We start from the raw sequence: 17714 nt of genomic DNA on the forward strand, positions 1-17714 counted from the left end.
TTAACACCATTTTTTATAAAACATAATAAGTATATGAATGATTTACAAAGTTATTTCCTTAATAATAAAGGACGTGTAATTAATAAATGGGAGCATTATTTCGATATTTATGATAGATACTTTAATAAGTATCGAGAACAACCTAATGTAGTGATTTTAGAAATTGGTGTAGCCAATGGAGGAAGCATTGAAATGTGGAAAAATTATTTTGGACCTAATGCCAAAATTTTCGGTATTGATATTAATCCAGAGTGCAAAAAATTTGAAAGTGAGAATGTAAAAATTTTTATTGGTTCGCAAAGTGATAAGATTTTTTTAAATCAAGTCAAGCAATCAATACCTCAATTAGACATTTTAATTGATGATGGCGGCCATTCTATGTCACAGCAAATTACCACTTTTGAAGTAATGTTTGAGCATGTAAAAAATGATGGAATATTTTTGTGTGAAGACGTTCATACGTCTTATTGGTTACCATATGGGGGAGGTTACAAGCGAAGCGGTACATTTATCGAGTATACAAAAAATTTAATTGATTCTTTATATGGATTTCATTCAAAACAAAATTCTTTGAAGATAACTGATTTCACAAAATCAACTAACTCAATTCATTTTTATGATAGTATTGTAGTTATTGAAAAAAAGAGAAGAGAAAAACCTGTTGACTTGTGCACTGGCACAATTTCATTATCTACTAAGCCGTCTAATAAAAAAGGTCCAATAGATTTGTGTATAAAAGGATTTCTATTTGGGACAAATTATGTTTTGCGATTCCTTAGAATCAAAGGATTTATATGGAAGTAATAATTTATAATTCCTTGAATAAACTTTTTAAGATATTATTTTAATGAGTGATAATTTTTTGAAGTCAAATAAAAGTGTAAGTGTCTGCCTCGCTTGCTACAATGGAGATAAATTTATTCTTGAACAATTAAATTCAATTTTAGCTCAACTTGAAATATCAGACGAGGTGATAATTGTTGATGATTGCTCAACCGATAATAGTTTCAAAACAATCCTAAATCTAAATGATCAAAGAATAAAATTAGTAAAGAATGATTCAAATTTAGGAGTAAATCGTTCATTTGAAAGAGCTATTGAATTGGCAAATAATCAAGTAATAGTTTTATCTGATCAGGACGACATTTGGATAAACGGAAGATTAAAGTTGATTTTATCAACGCTAGATAATAATCAGGGTTCTCTATTAGCTGGGAATGCTATTTACATTGATAATAATGGGTTAGAAACAGAACCATTAATTGGTAATTTAAAAAAATGCGATTCAAAAAAATCTATATCAAATCTATTTAAAATTTTTAGTGGGACTGCACCATATTATGGATGTACCATGGCATTTTCTAAAGAGTTAAGATCATTAATACTCCCTTTCCCTATAATTATTGAATCACATGATTTGTGGATAGCTAAATCTGCAATTATCATTAATAGAATTGTTCACATTGAAGAGCCAATTTTATTTAGGAGAATTCATGGTGGAAATGCAAGTGTAATTTCGAGAAAATTAATTTCAAAAATTAATAGTAGATTAATTTTTTTCTTGTCAATTATTATTATTACTAAACGTATTATTTTAAAAAGGTTATGCAAGTTCTATTAAATGACTTAAGTTTTTGGAGTTTTTTAAGATTCTATATACTTTCTAAGGTACTTAGATTTGCAGAATTTTTTTATTTTGTAATTCCAAATTATTTTGAAATCAAGAAAATCAAATCCTTTAAAAATCTTAAGGTAGGAAAATCAGCGTTTGTATTTGCTGGCGGGCCTTCAATTAGTCAGCTTGATATCAATAAGATAAAAATATATAAAGACAAAGGATTTGATGTGTTTGCAGGTAATTCATTTATTAACAGTAATCTAGGTCAGGTTATAAAGCCCGATTACTATTTTATAAGTGATGATAAATTTTTTCATAAACATAATTCTTCGTTTGTTTATGATGAAAATTTGAAAGTAGTAAGAAATATTGAAGAGATGGGTATTCCATGCTTTTACCCACATAGATATTCAAAGTATGTTAGCAGACATAATAATTCATTTATTTTCAATGACACAATTGATCTTTTTTCGAGTAATGTTGCTGATTTAACGAAGCCACGACCTTATGTTTCAATGACATTGTATAAGGCTCTAAGTTTGGCATGCTATATGGGTTATTCTAAAATCTACATTTGCGGATTTGATAACGATTATTTCAAAAATTATCAATGTAATCATAAAAATGAAATTTATTTTGAAGATAAACACTTTTATACGAATGAAATAGGCGAGAATACTATCAGGAAAGTAGACAAAAACTTTCATAAGTCGATGTCATCACTTTTAATTCATATAAGTACTCTATTTTCAGGTCTTGAAAAATTTGAAAAGTATCCAATCATTAACTTGGATTGCCAAGGACTTGTTGATGCTTTTTCAAAGGATCATAATTTAGATATTTACAAATAATTATCTTAATTCTAATAATGAATATACTTCAAAAAATATTTATGTAATGCCTGAAAATAATTTAGATATAAAAGAACCTTATTTTACCCATTCAGCAATGCTTAATATTTTAAGAAATTTATCAGAATGATTCGAACTTTACAAAAAAGTCTATCCCTGTTTATAGTTTTTTGTTATCAATTAGGACAAATTTATATCTCTAATATTATTTTTTTGATCGGCTTCTTGAATCAAATTTCTATTTCAAGGCGATTTAAGTTCATCAGTTCCAGAAAAACTTCTTTTTTATTATTTATTTTTTTAGGGTATATCACATTAAACACTGTAATTTATGCAGTTTTTTTTAAGCAACTTGAACTAAGAAGTATTCCACAATTTTTATATAATTTTCAATATTTATATTTGATATTATTTATAGATCTTGATTTTTTTTTAATAAAAAAAATGCTTGTTAGACTCACCACTATATTAAGCTTAATTATCATATTTGTATTTTTATTTTCCTCAGAAAACTTTGAATTTTTCAAATGGAATGAAATTATGAATAGTTATTTCCCTGGCTGGCCTAATACTATTCCACTAATTTTAATATTATCGTTGTACTTAGTTAGAGAGATGAATTATTCATTAATTTTCTTGTTAATTATAATTTTTGCCGCATTATTAACAGGATCAAGAGGAGCGATTCTTGGCATGTCTGGGGTGTTACTTTTACCAGTAATTAGAAAAATTAGACGCTATATTAATTTTATTTTAATTTCCTCTTTAATTACATTAGTTTTTTATTTTAATGTATTAATTAACTATGAAAATGATTTCAAATTTTTACGTGCATTTGATAGAATCGATATATTTTACACTAGTATAGCATATATAAAACAGAGTTTATTATTTGGCTATGGTGGAAATACTATAGAGCAACTTTCATATATTAAAATTGATTATGAACCATTAATGGATTGGGGTCACACGCACAATTTTGTTTTAGAATTTACACTTCGTTACGGCCTTTTAGGGATATTATTGTTTGGATCTTTTCTTTTTTTAAAAATTAAAGAGATTAAAAATTTTGATTTGAGATACATGTTCTTTCTCTTTATTGTTCTATCCTTTTTTCAAACATTTATGCGAGATTTTACATTTCTTTTCATATTAATTTTTTTAAGTCATTACAGACCTCAAAGTATTGAAAAGTAGATGTTTGTTATTTATTAGAAATATATATTTAATTGGAAGAATTTCATATTAGCATAGCTATAATTTGCTACAATCATGCAGAATTTATTTCTGAGGCTATTGATAGTGTATTAAATCAAAAGCATTCATATAAATGTGAGATATTAGTTAGTGATGATGCCTCTACTGATGAGACTGTAAGTATACTTGTTAATTATCAAAAGCAATATCCAGATTTAATTAATGTAATATTACAGGATACAAATATAGGTCCAACTCAGAATTTGTACCAATTATTATTGCAGTGTAAAGGTAAATATATTGCCATTTTGGAGGGAGATGATTTTTGGACTGATATTTTTAAAATAAAAAAACAAGTTGAATTTTTAGATTCAAATCCCTCAATTATAGCTTGTACACATAGATACAAAGTAGTTAATGAGAAAGGGGCGGAAATAGTTAATGAGTATTTTGGACTAGGTCGACCTTTATCAGGTGAGTATAAATTAGAACATTTTGAAAACTATATATACTCTGGCTTGCTCGGGTCGCTTGTATTTAGAAATTTGTATTTTCATAATCGAAATATTTACGAAATTGTAAAATCAGCTCATCCTTTTATCGGTGATATTACCCTAAATTTATTGTTACTATTAAATGGCAGGATATTTGTAATGGATGATAATATGGCCGCACACAGAATTATTGTAAGAAAAAATGGTTCGAATTATAAGTCTACCGTAAATGGAAAAAACCAAATTAAGAATAGACTATTATATCTAGAGAAGTTAGAAAAATTTGCACTGATTGAATATAATGTCTCTGTTAGGTACGCACCAAGAGTTGAAAATTTTCTAGCATGGTCCATACTTTATCTAGTCAAGTATCCTAATAAACATAATTGGTCCGTCATGGTTTTTGTATTTAAATTATTAGACGACAGAAAAAAGTTTATTAATTACATATTATTAAACATTAACAAAATTCCAAAATTTATTTTTTCTCAAATAATTAAATTTTTCAAAAAATAATTTTTGTTAAAGAATGACTAATACTTTACCCTTGAATAGAATGGCTTTCAATGGAATGTCTTGGAATTTATTCACTCGAATTTTTTCAAATGGTGTTCAACTGATTATTTATTTTCTACTTGCAAGATTATTGAACCCAACAGATTTCGGTGTTATTGCTATCATACTAGTATTTGTTAATATTTCAAATATTTTTGCTATCGCAGGTCTTGGTGCTGCTATAATCCAAAATACAGATTATAATAAAGAAAAATTTGACACTATTTACATATTAAGTTCCTCATTAGGAATTTTGATTTGCACTATTCTTTATTTTTCAGCTCCCTTCATCGGATTACTATACTCCACAGAATTTGATCTTGTATTCTTAATTAGAATTTCAACTCCACTCGTTATTTTTAATTCTATAAATTCAATTCAAATAAGCATATTGCAGCGTGATTTAGATTTTAAAAAGATGTTTTATGTGACATCTATTCCATTATTTTTCTCGGGTATAGCAAGTATAGTTTTAGCATACTTTGGATTTGGAATTTATTCATTAATATTAAATAATTTTTTAGGTTCAATTATTAGTATTGTAATTTGTTTTTCTTTTTACGTCCCAATACCTAGTTTAACTTTTAATATCAATCATGCTATAAGTTCTCTAAACTACTCCTATAAAATTTTAATTACTGCTTTATTAGATGAATTAAATAAAAGTTTTTTTACGTTGTCAATTGGAAAATATTATTCCAATAGCACTCTTGGTAATTATAATTTGGGTAGACAAATTCCTAGTTTTGCCAGTGCAACTTTAAATGCAACAATATCAAGTGTCTTTTTTCCATTTTATGCCAAAAGAAAATCAATAAATGTAAATAATGCTAATATTTATAGAAAGGTTTCACGAGTTTTAAATTTTATTGTTTTACCATGCATATCTATTGTAATACTTGTGTCTTCTGACTTTGTTAGAATATTTTTTACTGAAAAGTGGATTGGAAGTGTATTTTATTTAAATATGTTCTCAGTTATTTTAGGGTTACATCATTTGCACACTAAAATAACTTATTACATTAATGCTATGGGTCATAGTAATGTAACTTTAAAGTATGAACTAATTAAAAAAATTATTGGAGTAGTTGTATTACTTATTACGATTCCTTTCAGCGTGAAGGCAATAGTTGTTGGTCAATTAGTTGTTGCTTTTGTTTCAATCATTATTATGTTTTATCCAACTAAGAAATATCTAGCAATTGATTATTGGGACCAGTTGTCTGATTTTATGCCTTTAGTTTTAATAAATGGGTTAATTTTTTTTATAGTATATGTTTTTGGTAGTTACATTAATATTGGAAATTTCTCTCTTTTGATTTATCCTGTTATTTATTTTGTATTATATTTCTTGTCTGCCTTTGTTCTAAGATTAAATTCTTTGAATGATATTATCTTACTTAAAGACAATTTTAATTTTAAATAGAATTTTTGTGAATATAGCTTATACTGAAGGAATGTTTCTTAAAAGTGCTTTTTCTTTTGAAAATCCATTTGTAACTACTCGTGGTGTTATTAGTTGGATAAAAGAACAAAATGATAATGTGTCTGTAAGAATAAATAAGATTTCATTTTCTGATCTTAATATGTGGAGTTTTGATAAAAACCTCTGTAGAATTGGGCATAATACCGGTAAGTTTTTTACTATTGATGGATTAAGAGTTAAGACAAATTGGGGAGAGGTGTCAACTTGGGATCAGCCAATCATTAATCAACCTGAAATTGGTTATTTGGGTTTTATTACTAAAGAATTTAATGGAGTTTTACATTTTTTGTTACAGGCGAAGATTGAGCCAGGAAACATAAATTTTGTGCAATTGTCCCCAACTTTACAAGCAACAAAAAGTAATTATACACAAGCACACAAAGGTAAATCACCAGCTTATTTAGAATATTTTATCAATGCAAAGCCAGAACAAATTCTTCTTGATCAATTACAATCTGAGCAAGGAGCCAGGTTTTTAAGAAAGAGAAATAGAAATATTATCATCAAAATTGAAGATGAAGTTCAATTAAAGGAAAATTTTATATGGCTTACGTTAGCTCAAATTAAGGAATTGATGACTTACGATAATTTGGTTAATATGGATACGAGAACTGTTATTTCGGGAATTCCCTATGGTACGTATTCAGATGTGCAAATTGATTTGTTTACTTTTATTGGAGATTATTTAAATCCAATTTCCTTTGAAGCAAAAGTTCTTAAGTCGATGTTATCTTCGGAATCAGCAGTTAATAGCTTTGATAGCATAATTAATTTTGTAACAAGACACAAGTGTTTTTATGAATTAAATGTCAAAAGAATACCACTTATAGAGGTTAAAAATTGGTCTATAAGTCAAGATGTAATTGAACATGCTGAAAAAAAATACTTTAAAATAATTGCTGTTGAAGTTAGTATCGGGAATAGAGAAGTTAATAGTTGGACTCAGCCTATGGTTGAGCCCGCCCAAGAGGGACTGTGTGCATTTATTTGTAAAGAAATTAATGGGATGTTACATTTTGCAGTGCAAGCGAAATTAGAATGTGGTAATTTTGATATTATTGAGTTTGCGCCTACTGTTCAATGTTTAACTGGTAATTATAGAAACTCCAATTCGTCAAGTATACCTTATTTGGACTATGTTCTTAATGTAGATAAAAAGAAAATAATATTTGATAATTTTCAATCCGAAGAAGGGGGACGCTTTTTTAAAGAACAGAACAGAAACATGCTAGTTTGGGCTGGTGAGGAAATTTCCGAAGAGTTACCTAATAATTTTATTTGGATGACATTAAATCAAATACAGACTTTTATTAGGTATAATAATTATATTAATATACAGGCTCGTAGCTTGTTAGCTGCATTAAGTTTTAAGAAATCTATTGTTAATGAATAAATTGGTTAGGATTGGTGTCATAAGTACTGCAAGTATTGCTGAAAGATTAGTTATTCCAGCAATTAATGCAATGAAATCAAATTTTGTATTAGCGGGTATTGCGAGCAGGTCAAACAGTAAAGCTGAAATATTTGCAGATAAATTTCGTACAAAAGGTTATAATAGTTATGATGATTTATTATCAGAAGATGAGATTGAAGCAGTTTATATTCCATTGCCAAACTCATTACATTTAGAATATGTTGAAAAAGCACTTAATAATAATAAAAATGTACTAGTTGAAAAATCCTTGGGATGCTCTTATGAAGAAGTTGAATTTTTGACATCAATTGCAAGAAGTCGAGGTCTCGTTATAGTTGAAAATTTTCAATTTAGATTCCATCCACAAATTAATGTTATTAAGGAAATTTTACTCAGTGGTAAAATCGGGGAAATGAGATCTTTAAGGGCATCCTTTGGATTTCCTCCATTTTCTGATATAAATAATATTCGATATAATGAACTATTGGGTGGAGGGGCATTATTGGATGCAGGAGCTTATACTACCAAAATTTCACAAATATTATTAGGTACGAATTTAAAAGTTAAAGCTTCTAATTTAAATTTTCAAACAAATTATTCAGTTGATATTTGGGGGGGAGCATACCTTCAAGATGAAAAAAGTGGAATCTTTTCTGAACTAGCTTTTGGATTCGACAATTTTTATCAATGTGGTATAGAAATATGGGGTAGCAAAGGAAGATTAACTACTAATAGATTGTTTACTGCACCTAGTGAATTTATTCCTGAAATTATGGTAGAGACTTCTTCTGGTAATGAAATTATCAAAGCTCCAAGTGGAAACCATTTTGAAAATATGTTACTACACTTTTATAATTTAATTAAAACTAAGGATAATTTAGAAATAGAGCATATTCAAAATTTGGATCAAGCTCGATTGTTGAATGAAATAAAAGATAATGCATATGTCAAATAAGCCAATTTATGTAACACAACCGTCATTAGCCCCATTAGAAGAGGTTAATGATTTATTGAAAGGAGTATGGGATAGAGGTATACTGACTCATAATGGACCTTTAGTGCAACAGTTTGAAAGTCGGATTAGCGAAATTTTAGGTATCAAACACTTTGTGTCAGTTGCTAACGGCACATTAGCTTTGCAGATGGCAATTAAAGCTCTCGAATTAAAAGGAGAAATAATTACTACTCCGTTTACTTGGGTTGCAACCTTAAGCGCAATTCAATGGGAAGGTTGTACTCCAATATTTTGTGATATCGATCCATTTACGCTTAATATGGATCCAAGTAAATTGGAAGAGAAAATCACTAATAAAACAGTGGCTATTATGCCAGTCCACGTTTTTGGAAATCCATGTGATGTTGATACTATTAATCAAATAGCCAAGAAATATAAATTAAAAGTAATTTACGATGCTGCACATGCAGTAGGTTCAACTTACAATAAGAAATGTCTTTTAGAATATGGGGATATTTCTGCAACTAGTCTACACGCAACGAAATTAATAAATACTGCAGAGGGTGGAGGTTGTATCACGACTAATTCAGAAATTTATCAAAAGCTTAAAAGAATACGTTTTTTTGGGCATAATGATTCTAAAGATATTGTTGAGGAAGGTTTTAATGGAAAACTTACAGAAGTTCATGCGGCTTTAGGAATTGCTAATTTGAAGTATTTTGATGAAGTTTTAACTGATAGAAAATTGAAATACTTATATTATCTGGACAAACTTAGTGGTACAAATTTTCTGACTTTCCAAAAAAATCTTTTTGGTGAAACCAATTATTCTTATTTCCCAATAATAACCGATTCTGAAAAAAGGTTATTGATAGTTGAAAAGGCACTAATTGAATCAAATATTTATCCGAGACGATATTTTTATCCTGCTGTAAATACGTTTAATGCAATTGTCCCTTATCAACCAATGTTAATTGCTGAGGATATAGCTAAAAGAATCTTATGTTTACCTTTATACTGGTCGTTAACGTATGAACAAATTAACAAGATCACTGAAATTATATTATTAGCGGGAAATGAAAATTAATATGGTTTTAAGTCTATGTGAAATTTGATAAAAGCAATTAAATTTTAACTCTATGAAGTTAGCCATAATTGGAGCAGGTGGACATGCCAAAGAAGTATATCACTCAATTATGAGGTGCAGTAATTCACAGCCACTAGAACTGGCTGGATTCTTCGTTGAACCTGAGTATGTCGAGGAAGGCTCTAAATTGTATGAGTTTCCCATTAGAAGCATCGAAGAGCTAAACAAGGAATTACACTTGCCACACATCGCAGTCGGCAAAATTGATTTTAGATTTAGACTCTTCAAAAATTTGAAAGATTTAGGTTTCATTTTCGCAACAATCATTGACCCGAAGAGCATAGTCGGAAACTCGGACATTCAAGAGGGGTCTTATATTGCATCAGGCGCGATAGTGACAGCTGATGTAAGAATTGGGAAATGTTGTATCATTAATTCAGGAGCTATCGTTTCACACGAATGTGTTGTTGATGATTTCTGTAATATCTCACCCGGTGTAGTTCTTTGTGGAAATGTAAGAGTTGGAGAAAGAAGTCTTATTGGAGCAGGATCTCTTGTTAGAGAAAAAACTTGGATTAGAGATAATGTAACATTAGGTATGGGTTCTATAGTCACTAAAAACATACTCGAACCTGGGTCATATATTATCCATGGAAGCGTTACAAAGAAGCTCTAATTCAAGTTAATAGGCTCAACGGAAAGATACATATTTTCTAGTTAGTAAGCTTTCTGATAGATGATAGCGTTAAAATAAGTTTCTTTATTCACTCTGGTGCCCTCAGTAAAAGCTAAAATATTTTTTCAAGGTGTATACTGTCGAATTAGGTATAAATCATGTATGAATTTTTTTATAGATTTTTTTACTTTTTGTTTCGGGGCAATTATTTATTAGAATTTAGTAATCCCCATTTATCTAGCAAAATACACTGATTTATATATTTTAATAAACTTATCAAATAAATATTTAAGATGAATCCTTCTTATAAAATCTGTTCAAAAACTATTATGGATACAAGCGATCCAAATATAATTTTTGATAGTGACGGAGTATCAGATTATTACTATAATTTTCAAAATAATATTTTACCCAATTGGCATACAAACAATCTTGGCAAAGATCAATTATTGCGTATTTCTGATAACATTAAACAAGAAGGAAAAGGTAAAGATTTTGATTGTATAATAGGTTTGAGTGGCGGATTAGATAGCTCCTATGTAGCATATGTTGCAAAAGAGATAATGGGTTTGAGGCCGTTATTATTTCATGTTGATGCAGGATGGAATACAGATAAAGCTGTTGGTAATATAGAGAAATTATGTAATGGATTAGGCTTAGATCTATATACAGAGGTTATAAATTGGGAGGAGATGAAAGACTTACAGGTTGCCTTTTTAAAATCTCAAATTGCCGATCAAGATTTACCCCAAGATTATGCATTCTTTTCCGGTCTTTATAAGTTTGCTAAAAAGAATAAAATCAAATACGTCTTGACAGGAGGCAATTTTTCTACCGAGTGCTGCAGAGAACCTGAGGAGTGGGGTGGTTTTCCTGGTATAGATACTTTATTAATAAAGGACATTCATTCTAAATTCGGCAAAAGACCTTTAAAGACATTTCCTTTAGTTGATATACTTTCTTATAAATTATATTACAGATATATTTTAGGAATGCAGATTTTTAAGCCACTTAATTTAATTCCATACTTTAAGGTAGATGCCGAAAAATTATTGATGGACAAATTTGGATGGGAACCGTTTCAGCATAAGCATCACGAATCACGTTTTACACGTTTTTACGAAGATTTTTGGCTTCCAAGAAAATTTGGATTCGAAAAGCGTCGGGCACATTTTTCTAGCTTAATTTTAACTGGACAAATGACTCGTGATGAGGCATTGGTGCGTATTTCTAAACCTGAATTGCCAGAAGAATTTTTGCAAAAGGAATTCGACTATGTTGCGGATAAATTAGACTTAACTAGAGCAGAGTTACAAGCAATTTTTGATGGTGAAAATAAAACTTTTCATGATTATAAAAATAAAATTAAATTGATAGGTTTGGGGGCTAAAATGATGCAAAAACTTGGACTTGAAAAACGCCTTTTTAGATGATTACACTAATAGATTACGGTGTTGGAAATATATTTGCCTTTCAAAATGTTTATAAAAGACTAAATATTCCCACTAAGATTGCTAAAACGCAAGAAGATTTGGCTGATGCAGAAAAACTGATTTTGCCAGGAGTTGGATCATTCGATTATGCAATGGTTCAGCTGAATGCTTCAGGAATGCGTGAAAAATTAGATGAGCTAGTGCTTGAAAAAAAAGTTCCAATTATAGGCATTTGTGTAGGCATGCAGATGATGGGAAATAGGAGTGATGAAGGTAAATTAGAAGGCTTAAAATGGATTAATGCGGAGATCTTAAAATTTGATGAAAGCTTAATTCAGCAACGTACTAAACTTCCTCACATGGGTTGGAATGATGTAACTCCAATTATTAACCATCCGCTCTTTATTGGATTAGAAAAAGAAGCTATTTTTTATTTTTTACATTCTTTTTATTTCAAATGTAATAATCCAGAAGAGAGTATCGCTGTCTCTGATTATGGTTTATCTTTTTCTGCTGCTGTTAATAAAGACAATATATACGGAATTCAATTTCATCCTGAAAAAAGTCATCAATACGGTGAAAAATTATTACATAACTTTGCAAAGCTCTAAAGAATGTTACGTCCTAGAATTATTCCAAGTTTATTGCTTCACGAAAAGGGCTTAGTTAAAACAGTAAACTTTAAATCTCCCAAATATGTAGGAGATCCCATAAATGCGGTTCGAATATTTAATGAAAAGGAGGTTGATGAATTAGCTATTTTTGATATCGATGCTACAGCTCTTAATAAAGAACCAAATTATATTTTAATTGAAAAATTAGCTAACCAGTCACGAATGCCCTTATGCTATGGCGGTGGAGTAAAGACTGTTGAACAAGCTCAAAAAATATTTGGTCTAGGTATAGAAAAAATTGCTTTGAGCAGTGCAGTTATTCAAAACCCTCAACTGGTTACTCAAATAGCTGATCGTGTAGGTTCGCAGAGTGTTATTGTTGTTTTAGATATTAAGAAAAAATTATTGGGTGGATATGAAATTTACACTCACAATGGTAAAAAATCTACCGGAATTAATCCCATTAAATTCGCTAAAGAATTAGAACAGTTAGGAGCTGGTGAAATTATCATCAATTCTATTGACCAGGATGGCGTAATGAAGGGGTATGATATTAATTTGATTGATAAAATAGCTGAAACGATTTCTATCCCTTTGACAGTTTTAGGTGGTGCGGGATCACTAGCTGATATAGAAAAAGTTATTGAAAAACATGGAGTGATAGGAGTAGCTTCAGGAAGTCTTTTTGTATTCAAAGGGCCTTATAAAGCGGTATTAATCAATTATCCTACCCAAATAGAAAAAAATAAAATTTTTAAAATCAACAGTTGTGGAAATACAGAATAAAGTTCTTTTAATAACAGGAGGTACAGGTTCTTTTGGAAATGCGGTATTACAACGTTTTTTGGGTACCGACCATTTTAAAGAAATTAGAATTTTTTCTCGTGATGAGAAAAAACAAGATGATATGCGTAATCAATTGAAGAATCCCAAGTTGAAATTTTTCATTGGTGATGTTAGGGATTATGATAGTATCGAACCAGCAACTCGAGGAGTTGATTATATATTTCATGCTGCAGCTTTGAAGCAAGTTCCATCTTGTGAGTTTTTTCCAATGCAGGCAGTAAAAACTAATGTGGAAGGAACACATAATGTTATACGTGCTGCAGGTTTTAATGGTGTTAAAAAAGTGATTTGTTTAAGTACTGACAAAGCAGCTTATCCAATTAATGCCATGGGCATTTCTAAAGCAATGATGGAAAAAGTTGCAATTGCCGAGTCAAGAAATCTCCAAAATACCATTGTTTGTTTAACACGATATGGAAATGTAATGGCATCTAGAGGTTCTGTTATTCCACTTTTTATCAATCAAATTAAAAGTGGTCTTCCTTTAACAATTACCGATCCTAATATGACTCGTTTTTTAATGAGTTTAAATGACGCGGTTAATTTGGTTTTATTTGCTTTTGAAAATGGAAATCAAGGGGATTTATTCGTAAATAAAGCCCCCGCAGCAACCATTGGAGAACTGGCAAAAGCTATAAAAGAATTAGCAAAAGTTGAGAATGACATTAATATTATAGGAACGCGTCATGGAGAGAAATTATATGAAACGCTATGTACAAGAGAAGAGATGGTAAAGGCGGAGGATATGGGAGATTTCTATCGAATACCTGCTGATAATCGAGATTTAAATTACTCTATGTATTTTTCACAGGGAGAGAAGAGCATGGCTGAAATTGAGGATTATCATTCTCACAATACAGATAGATTAGATGTTGATGGAGTGAAAGCTCTTATTTCAAAATTGGCAATTGTAAGAAAAGAACTGTTTGCTGAAGAGGTTGATGAGTTTATGGTTTAATTATAATTTTTAATATTCAATTATATAAATCATCATGATTAGGGTTGGCATCACAGGGAAAAGTGGGTTTATTGGATATCATTTATGCCACACCATAAATCAATTTAAAGAAGAGTTCTCATTAGTAGAATTTGAAAAAAACTTTTTTAATGAGCAATTAAAATTAGACGCTTTCGTCTCTTCATGTGATGTAATTATTCACTTGGCGGCTTTAAATCGTCATAATGAGCCTGAAGTTATCTATGAAACTAATGTGTCTTTAGTAAACAAATTAGTTAAAGCTTTAGAAAGAACCGAAAGTAAAGCTCATTTAATCATCTCATCGTCTACACAAGAAGAGCGTGAAAATCTCTATGGTAAATCTAAAAAAGAGGGAAGAAAGCTCCTCTCAGATTGGGCAAGGCAGAATAATGGGAGATTATCTGGTTTAATTATACCCAATGTATTTGGACCATTTGGTCAACCCTATTATAATTCAGTAGTTGCTACATTTTGTCATCAAATTGCTAATGGGGAAACACCCAAAATTGATGTTGATGGAGATTTGAAATTGATATATGTTGGCGAATTGGTTGAAAAAATCATTCAAATCATTCGAGATAATGATAATACCCATGAATTATTTATTCCCCATACTGCAGAAGCAAAAGTTTCGGAAATATTAGTCAAATTAAATTATTTTCAAAACACCTATCAAGAAACAGGCGAGATTCCTGCTCTTAATAATGACTTTGAATTTAGGCTTTTTAACACCTATCGTTGTTATATGGATATTGCATCCTATTTTCCTAAGAAATTTGTACAACACTTAGATGCTAGGGGAGGATTTGTAGAAATTGCTCGGCAGGGAATTCCAGGTCAAACATCATTTTCTACAACCTTGCCTGAAGTTACAAGAGGTAACCACTATCACACTAGAAAAATTGAGCGATTTGCTGTTATAAAAGGAAAGGCATTAATTCAGTTAAGAAGAATTGGAACTGAAGATGTTCATGAATTTTATTTAGATGGTGATTATCCAGCCTATGTTGATATGCCAATTTGGTATACCCATAATATTAAAAATATTGGGGATGATACTCTTTACACCATCTTTTGGATTAATGAACCATTTGATCCGAATAATCCTGATACATATTTCGAAATAGTATAATTATGAATAAGTTAAAAGTAGTGACTGTTGTAGGCACAAGGCCTGAAATTATTAGATTAGCAAGAGTCATGAATGCCTTGGACAACTCTGATGCAATTGAACATGTAATTGTTCATACTGGTCAAAATTATGACTATGAGCTGAATCAAATATTTTTTGATGATTTGGCGATTCGTAAACCTGATTACTTTTTAAATGCCGCAGGAACTACTGCCACAGAAACTATTGGAAAAATTCTAATTAACATTGACCCATTGTTAGAAGAATTACAACCAGATGCATTTTTAGTTTTAGGAGATACGAATAGCTGTTTATGTGCAATTCCTGCCAAAAAAAGACATATACCCATATTTCATATGGAAGCAGGTAATCGTTGTTTCGATCAACGTGTTCCTGAAGAAACTAACCGTAAGATTGTTGATCATATTTCAGACATAAATATGACGTATAGCGATATTGCGCGTGAATACCTTTTACGGGAGGGCTTATCTGCAGATAGAATAATCAAAACAGGTTCCCCGATGTTTGAAGTACTGAATCATTATTTGCCATCTATTAAATCTTCAAATATTTTAGAGCGATTATCATTAGAGCACAATAACTATTTTGTTGTATCTGCTCATAGAGAGGAGAACATAAGTAGTGAGTCGAATTTTAAGGGTTTAGTTACTAGTCTAAACTTAGTAGCTGAAAAATATGACTTACCCATAATTGTAAGTACGCACCCGCGAACTAGAAAAATGATCGATGCTAAAGGAATTGTATTGCATAATAATATACAACTACTAAAACCTTTAGGTTTTAATGATTACAATGCATTGCAATTACACTCTAAAGCTGTTTTATCAGATAGTGGAACAATTTCAGAAGAGTCATCCATCTTGAATTTCCCTGCGTTAAACATAAGGCAAGCACACGAGCGGCCTGAAGCAATGGAAGAAGCTTCTGTTATGATGGTTGGGCTAAATCCTGAGAGAATATTACAAGGATTAATTCAGCTAGATACACAAAAAAGAGGCGATGAGAGATCATTTAGAAATGTAGCAGATTATTCTATGCCAAATGTTTCAGATAAAGTCGTTCGAATAATTGTTAGTTATGTTGATTATATCAAAAGAGTAGTTTGGAGCGAAGGGATTTAAAAAGGGTTTTAATACACTCACTTGTATTTAGTCCAGATGGCGTATCAACTGCTTATTTGTATAATGATATTGCTTTAGGTCTTATTGAAAATGGATTTGAAGTTATTGTATTAACAACGACTCCACATTATAATTTAATTGAGTCTGAATTAGTAAAGCAACCAATTGGTAAAAAGTTATTTGGTTTTTATTACCAAAGTGACTTTAAAGGTATTAAGGTATATCATATACCGCTTAAAAAATATAAAAGTACATTTAAGAGATTAGTGTCATTTGTATATTGGCATGTATTATCATTTATAATCGGCGTCTCGATAAAAAAAATCAATTTCGTACTTAGCCCGTCTCCCCCATTAAGTATTGGCTTTATCTCTTTGTTGATTGCAAAATTTAAAGGAGCGAAAGCTATTTATAATGTACAAGAAATTTATCCAGATTTATTGATCAATCAAGGGAATTTAAAATCACCAATTATAATTAGCCTACTGAAGAAATTCGAGAAATGTATCTATAATTATTCGGCGGCAGTAACTACAATTGATGAAGTGTTTTATGCTACAATTTCTTCAAGATTTTCTGAAATAGGCAAACTGAAAATCATTCCAAATTTTGTTGATACTGATTTATATAAACCATTAAATCAAAAGCAAGACTTACCAGCTGTATTTGGGAGCGATAATGGAAAAATTAAAATTCTCTATGCAGGAAATATCGGGTTTTTCCAAGATTGGGGCCCTGTTTTGTTTGCAGCTAGAGAGTTATTAGAAGAAAATATTGAGTTTTGGATTATTGGAGAAGGTGTTCAGAAGGAGTTTCTAGAAATAGAAGTTCAGAAACAAAATTTAAGTAATGTCCGCGTCTTCCCTTATCAAAGCAGAGAACTTATACCTATGATAAATAATTATGCTGATATACACTTTATTGCTATAAATCAGCAAATGGAGCAAGAAGGATTCCCATCTAAGGTATATACAATTATGGCATGTGCAAAGCCCATTATAGTTGTGACAGGGCTGAATACTCCATTGTATAATTTTTTAAAGGATAAAAATTGCTCAGAACTTATTACGAATAATCGAAATGTCAATTTTACTCAAGCAATTAGGAAATTAGCTTTTGATAAAGAATTGAGAGAAAGGTTAGGCAATAATGGATATGCGGAAATCATAAAAAACTACTCAAAGAAAGTCGTTGTGTCTAAATACGCTAATCTTCTTCAATCTTTATAAAGAGTA

At 30.2% G+C, this 17714-nt stretch carries 17 protein-coding genes; all 17 read left to right on the top strand.

Features of this window, described 5'->3' with window-relative positions; genetic code table 11:
• Positions 1-33: 33 nt before the first annotated feature.
• On the top strand, positions 34-804 hold the full coding sequence (locus tag SKC35_RS07880) for a hypothetical protein (RefSeq protein ID WP_377978860.1): 771 nt from the start codon (positions 34-36) through the stop codon (positions 802-804).
• A 43-nt stretch (positions 805-847) separates the two neighbouring features.
• Positions 848-1621 (top strand): glycosyltransferase, encoded by a 774-nt coding sequence (locus tag SKC35_RS07885; RefSeq protein WP_377978862.1) that lies wholly within the window; start codon positions 848-850, stop codon positions 1619-1621.
• Positions 1606-2469 carry a 6-hydroxymethylpterin diphosphokinase MptE-like protein gene (locus tag SKC35_RS07890; RefSeq protein WP_377978863.1) on the top strand — a complete coding sequence of 288 codons (864 nt, stop codon included), beginning with the start codon at positions 1606-1608 and terminating at the stop codon, positions 2467-2469. The genes SKC35_RS07885 and SKC35_RS07890 overlap by 16 nt, the downstream gene beginning before the upstream one ends.
• A 126-nt stretch (positions 2470-2595) precedes the next feature.
• Positions 2596-3666 (top strand): O-antigen ligase family protein, encoded by a 1071-nt coding sequence (locus tag SKC35_RS07895; RefSeq protein WP_377978865.1) that lies wholly within the window; start codon positions 2596-2598, stop codon positions 3664-3666.
• 32 nt (positions 3667-3698) lie between these two features.
• Positions 3699-4676 carry a glycosyltransferase gene (locus SKC35_RS07900; protein ID WP_377978866.1) on the top strand — a complete coding sequence of 326 codons (978 nt, stop codon included), beginning with the start codon at positions 3699-3701 and terminating at the stop codon, positions 4674-4676.
• A gap of 40 nt (positions 4677-4716) precedes the next feature.
• Positions 4717-6141: a lipopolysaccharide biosynthesis protein gene (locus SKC35_RS07905; protein WP_377978868.1), complete on the top strand. Its 1425-nt coding sequence runs from the start codon at positions 4717-4719 to the stop codon at positions 6139-6141.
• Positions 6101-7594, top strand: a complete 1494-nt coding sequence (locus tag SKC35_RS07910) for an NDP-hexose 2,3-dehydratase family protein (RefSeq protein ID WP_377978870.1) — start codon at positions 6101-6103, stop codon at positions 7592-7594. Before SKC35_RS07905 ends, SKC35_RS07910 begins: the two co-directional genes overlap by 41 nt.
• Positions 7587-8570 (top strand): Gfo/Idh/MocA family protein, encoded by a 984-nt coding sequence (locus SKC35_RS07915; protein ID WP_377978871.1) that lies wholly within the window; start codon positions 7587-7589, stop codon positions 8568-8570. The genes SKC35_RS07910 and SKC35_RS07915 overlap by 8 nt, the downstream gene beginning before the upstream one ends.
• Positions 8560-9657: a DegT/DnrJ/EryC1/StrS family aminotransferase gene (locus SKC35_RS07920; RefSeq protein WP_377978872.1), complete on the top strand. Its 1098-nt coding sequence runs from the start codon at positions 8560-8562 to the stop codon at positions 9655-9657. The genes SKC35_RS07915 and SKC35_RS07920 overlap by 11 nt, the downstream gene beginning before the upstream one ends.
• Before the next feature lie 52 nt (positions 9658-9709).
• Positions 9710-10333, top strand: a complete 624-nt coding sequence (locus SKC35_RS07925) for a NeuD/PglB/VioB family sugar acetyltransferase (RefSeq protein ID WP_377978873.1) — start codon at positions 9710-9712, stop codon at positions 10331-10333.
• 293 nt (positions 10334-10626) lie between these two features.
• Positions 10627-11766: an N-acetyl sugar amidotransferase gene (locus tag SKC35_RS07930; RefSeq protein WP_377978874.1), complete on the top strand. Its 1140-nt coding sequence runs from the start codon at positions 10627-10629 to the stop codon at positions 11764-11766.
• A complete protein-coding gene (gene hisH / locus SKC35_RS07935) occupies positions 11763-12377 on the top strand; it encodes an imidazole glycerol phosphate synthase subunit HisH (protein WP_377978875.1) in 615 nt (204 codons plus the stop codon). Before SKC35_RS07930 ends, hisH begins: the two co-directional genes overlap by 4 nt.
• A gap of 3 nt (positions 12378-12380) precedes the next feature.
• A complete protein-coding gene (locus SKC35_RS07940; protein ID WP_377978876.1) occupies positions 12381-13166 on the top strand; it encodes an AglZ/HisF2 family acetamidino modification protein in 786 nt (261 codons plus the stop codon).
• Positions 13150-14184 (top strand): polysaccharide biosynthesis protein, encoded by a 1035-nt coding sequence (locus tag SKC35_RS07945; RefSeq protein ID WP_377978877.1) that lies wholly within the window; start codon positions 13150-13152, stop codon positions 14182-14184. Before SKC35_RS07940 ends, SKC35_RS07945 begins: the two co-directional genes overlap by 17 nt.
• 34 nt (positions 14185-14218) lie before the next feature.
• A complete protein-coding gene (locus tag SKC35_RS07950) occupies positions 14219-15337 on the top strand; it encodes a polysaccharide biosynthesis C-terminal domain-containing protein (RefSeq protein WP_377978878.1) in 1119 nt (372 codons plus the stop codon).
• A 2-nt stretch (positions 15338-15339) separates the two neighbouring features.
• A complete protein-coding gene (gene wecB / locus SKC35_RS07955; protein ID WP_377978879.1) occupies positions 15340-16479 on the top strand; it encodes a non-hydrolyzing UDP-N-acetylglucosamine 2-epimerase in 1140 nt (379 codons plus the stop codon).
• Positions 16461-17708, top strand: a complete 1248-nt coding sequence (locus tag SKC35_RS07960) for a glycosyltransferase family 4 protein (protein ID WP_377978880.1) — start codon at positions 16461-16463, stop codon at positions 17706-17708. The genes wecB and SKC35_RS07960 overlap by 19 nt, the downstream gene beginning before the upstream one ends.
• Positions 17709-17714 lie beyond the last annotated feature (6 nt).

It is taken from the genome of Aquirufa originis (assembly GCF_042714495.1).
Classification (GTDB): Bacteria; Bacteroidota; Bacteroidia; order Cytophagales; family Spirosomataceae; genus Aquirufa; species Aquirufa originis.

Coding starts and splice junctions, on each gene's coding strand:
- SKC35_RS07910 (WP_377978870.1), top strand. CDS start 6,101: ATGATATTATCTTACTTAAAGACAATTTTAATTTTAAATAGAATTTTT.
- wecB (WP_377978879.1), top strand. CDS start 15,340: ATGAATAAGTTAAAAGTAGTGACTGTTGTAGGCACAAGGCCTGAAATT.
- SKC35_RS07880 (WP_377978860.1), top strand. CDS start 34: ATGAATGATTTACAAAGTTATTTCCTTAATAATAAAGGACGTGTAATT.
- SKC35_RS07930 (WP_377978874.1), top strand. CDS start 10,627: ATGAATCCTTCTTATAAAATCTGTTCAAAAACTATTATGGATACAAGC.
- SKC35_RS07890 (WP_377978863.1), top strand. CDS start 1,606: ATGCAAGTTCTATTAAATGACTTAAGTTTTTGGAGTTTTTTAAGATTC.
- SKC35_RS07905 (WP_377978868.1), top strand. CDS start 4,717: ATGGCTTTCAATGGAATGTCTTGGAATTTATTCACTCGAATTTTTTCA.
- hisH (WP_377978875.1), top strand. CDS start 11,763: ATGATTACACTAATAGATTACGGTGTTGGAAATATATTTGCCTTTCAA.
- SKC35_RS07885 (WP_377978862.1), top strand. CDS start 848: ATGAGTGATAATTTTTTGAAGTCAAATAAAAGTGTAAGTGTCTGCCTC.
- SKC35_RS07940 (WP_377978876.1), top strand. CDS start 12,381: ATGTTACGTCCTAGAATTATTCCAAGTTTATTGCTTCACGAAAAGGGC.
- SKC35_RS07950 (WP_377978878.1), top strand. CDS start 14,219: ATGATTAGGGTTGGCATCACAGGGAAAAGTGGGTTTATTGGATATCAT.
- SKC35_RS07925 (WP_377978873.1), top strand. CDS start 9,710: ATGAAGTTAGCCATAATTGGAGCAGGTGGACATGCCAAAGAAGTATAT.
- SKC35_RS07920 (WP_377978872.1), top strand. CDS start 8,560: ATGTCAAATAAGCCAATTTATGTAACACAACCGTCATTAGCCCCATTA.
- SKC35_RS07895 (WP_377978865.1), top strand. CDS start 2,596: ATGATTCGAACTTTACAAAAAAGTCTATCCCTGTTTATAGTTTTTTGT.
- SKC35_RS07915 (WP_377978871.1), top strand. CDS start 7,587: ATGAATAAATTGGTTAGGATTGGTGTCATAAGTACTGCAAGTATTGCT.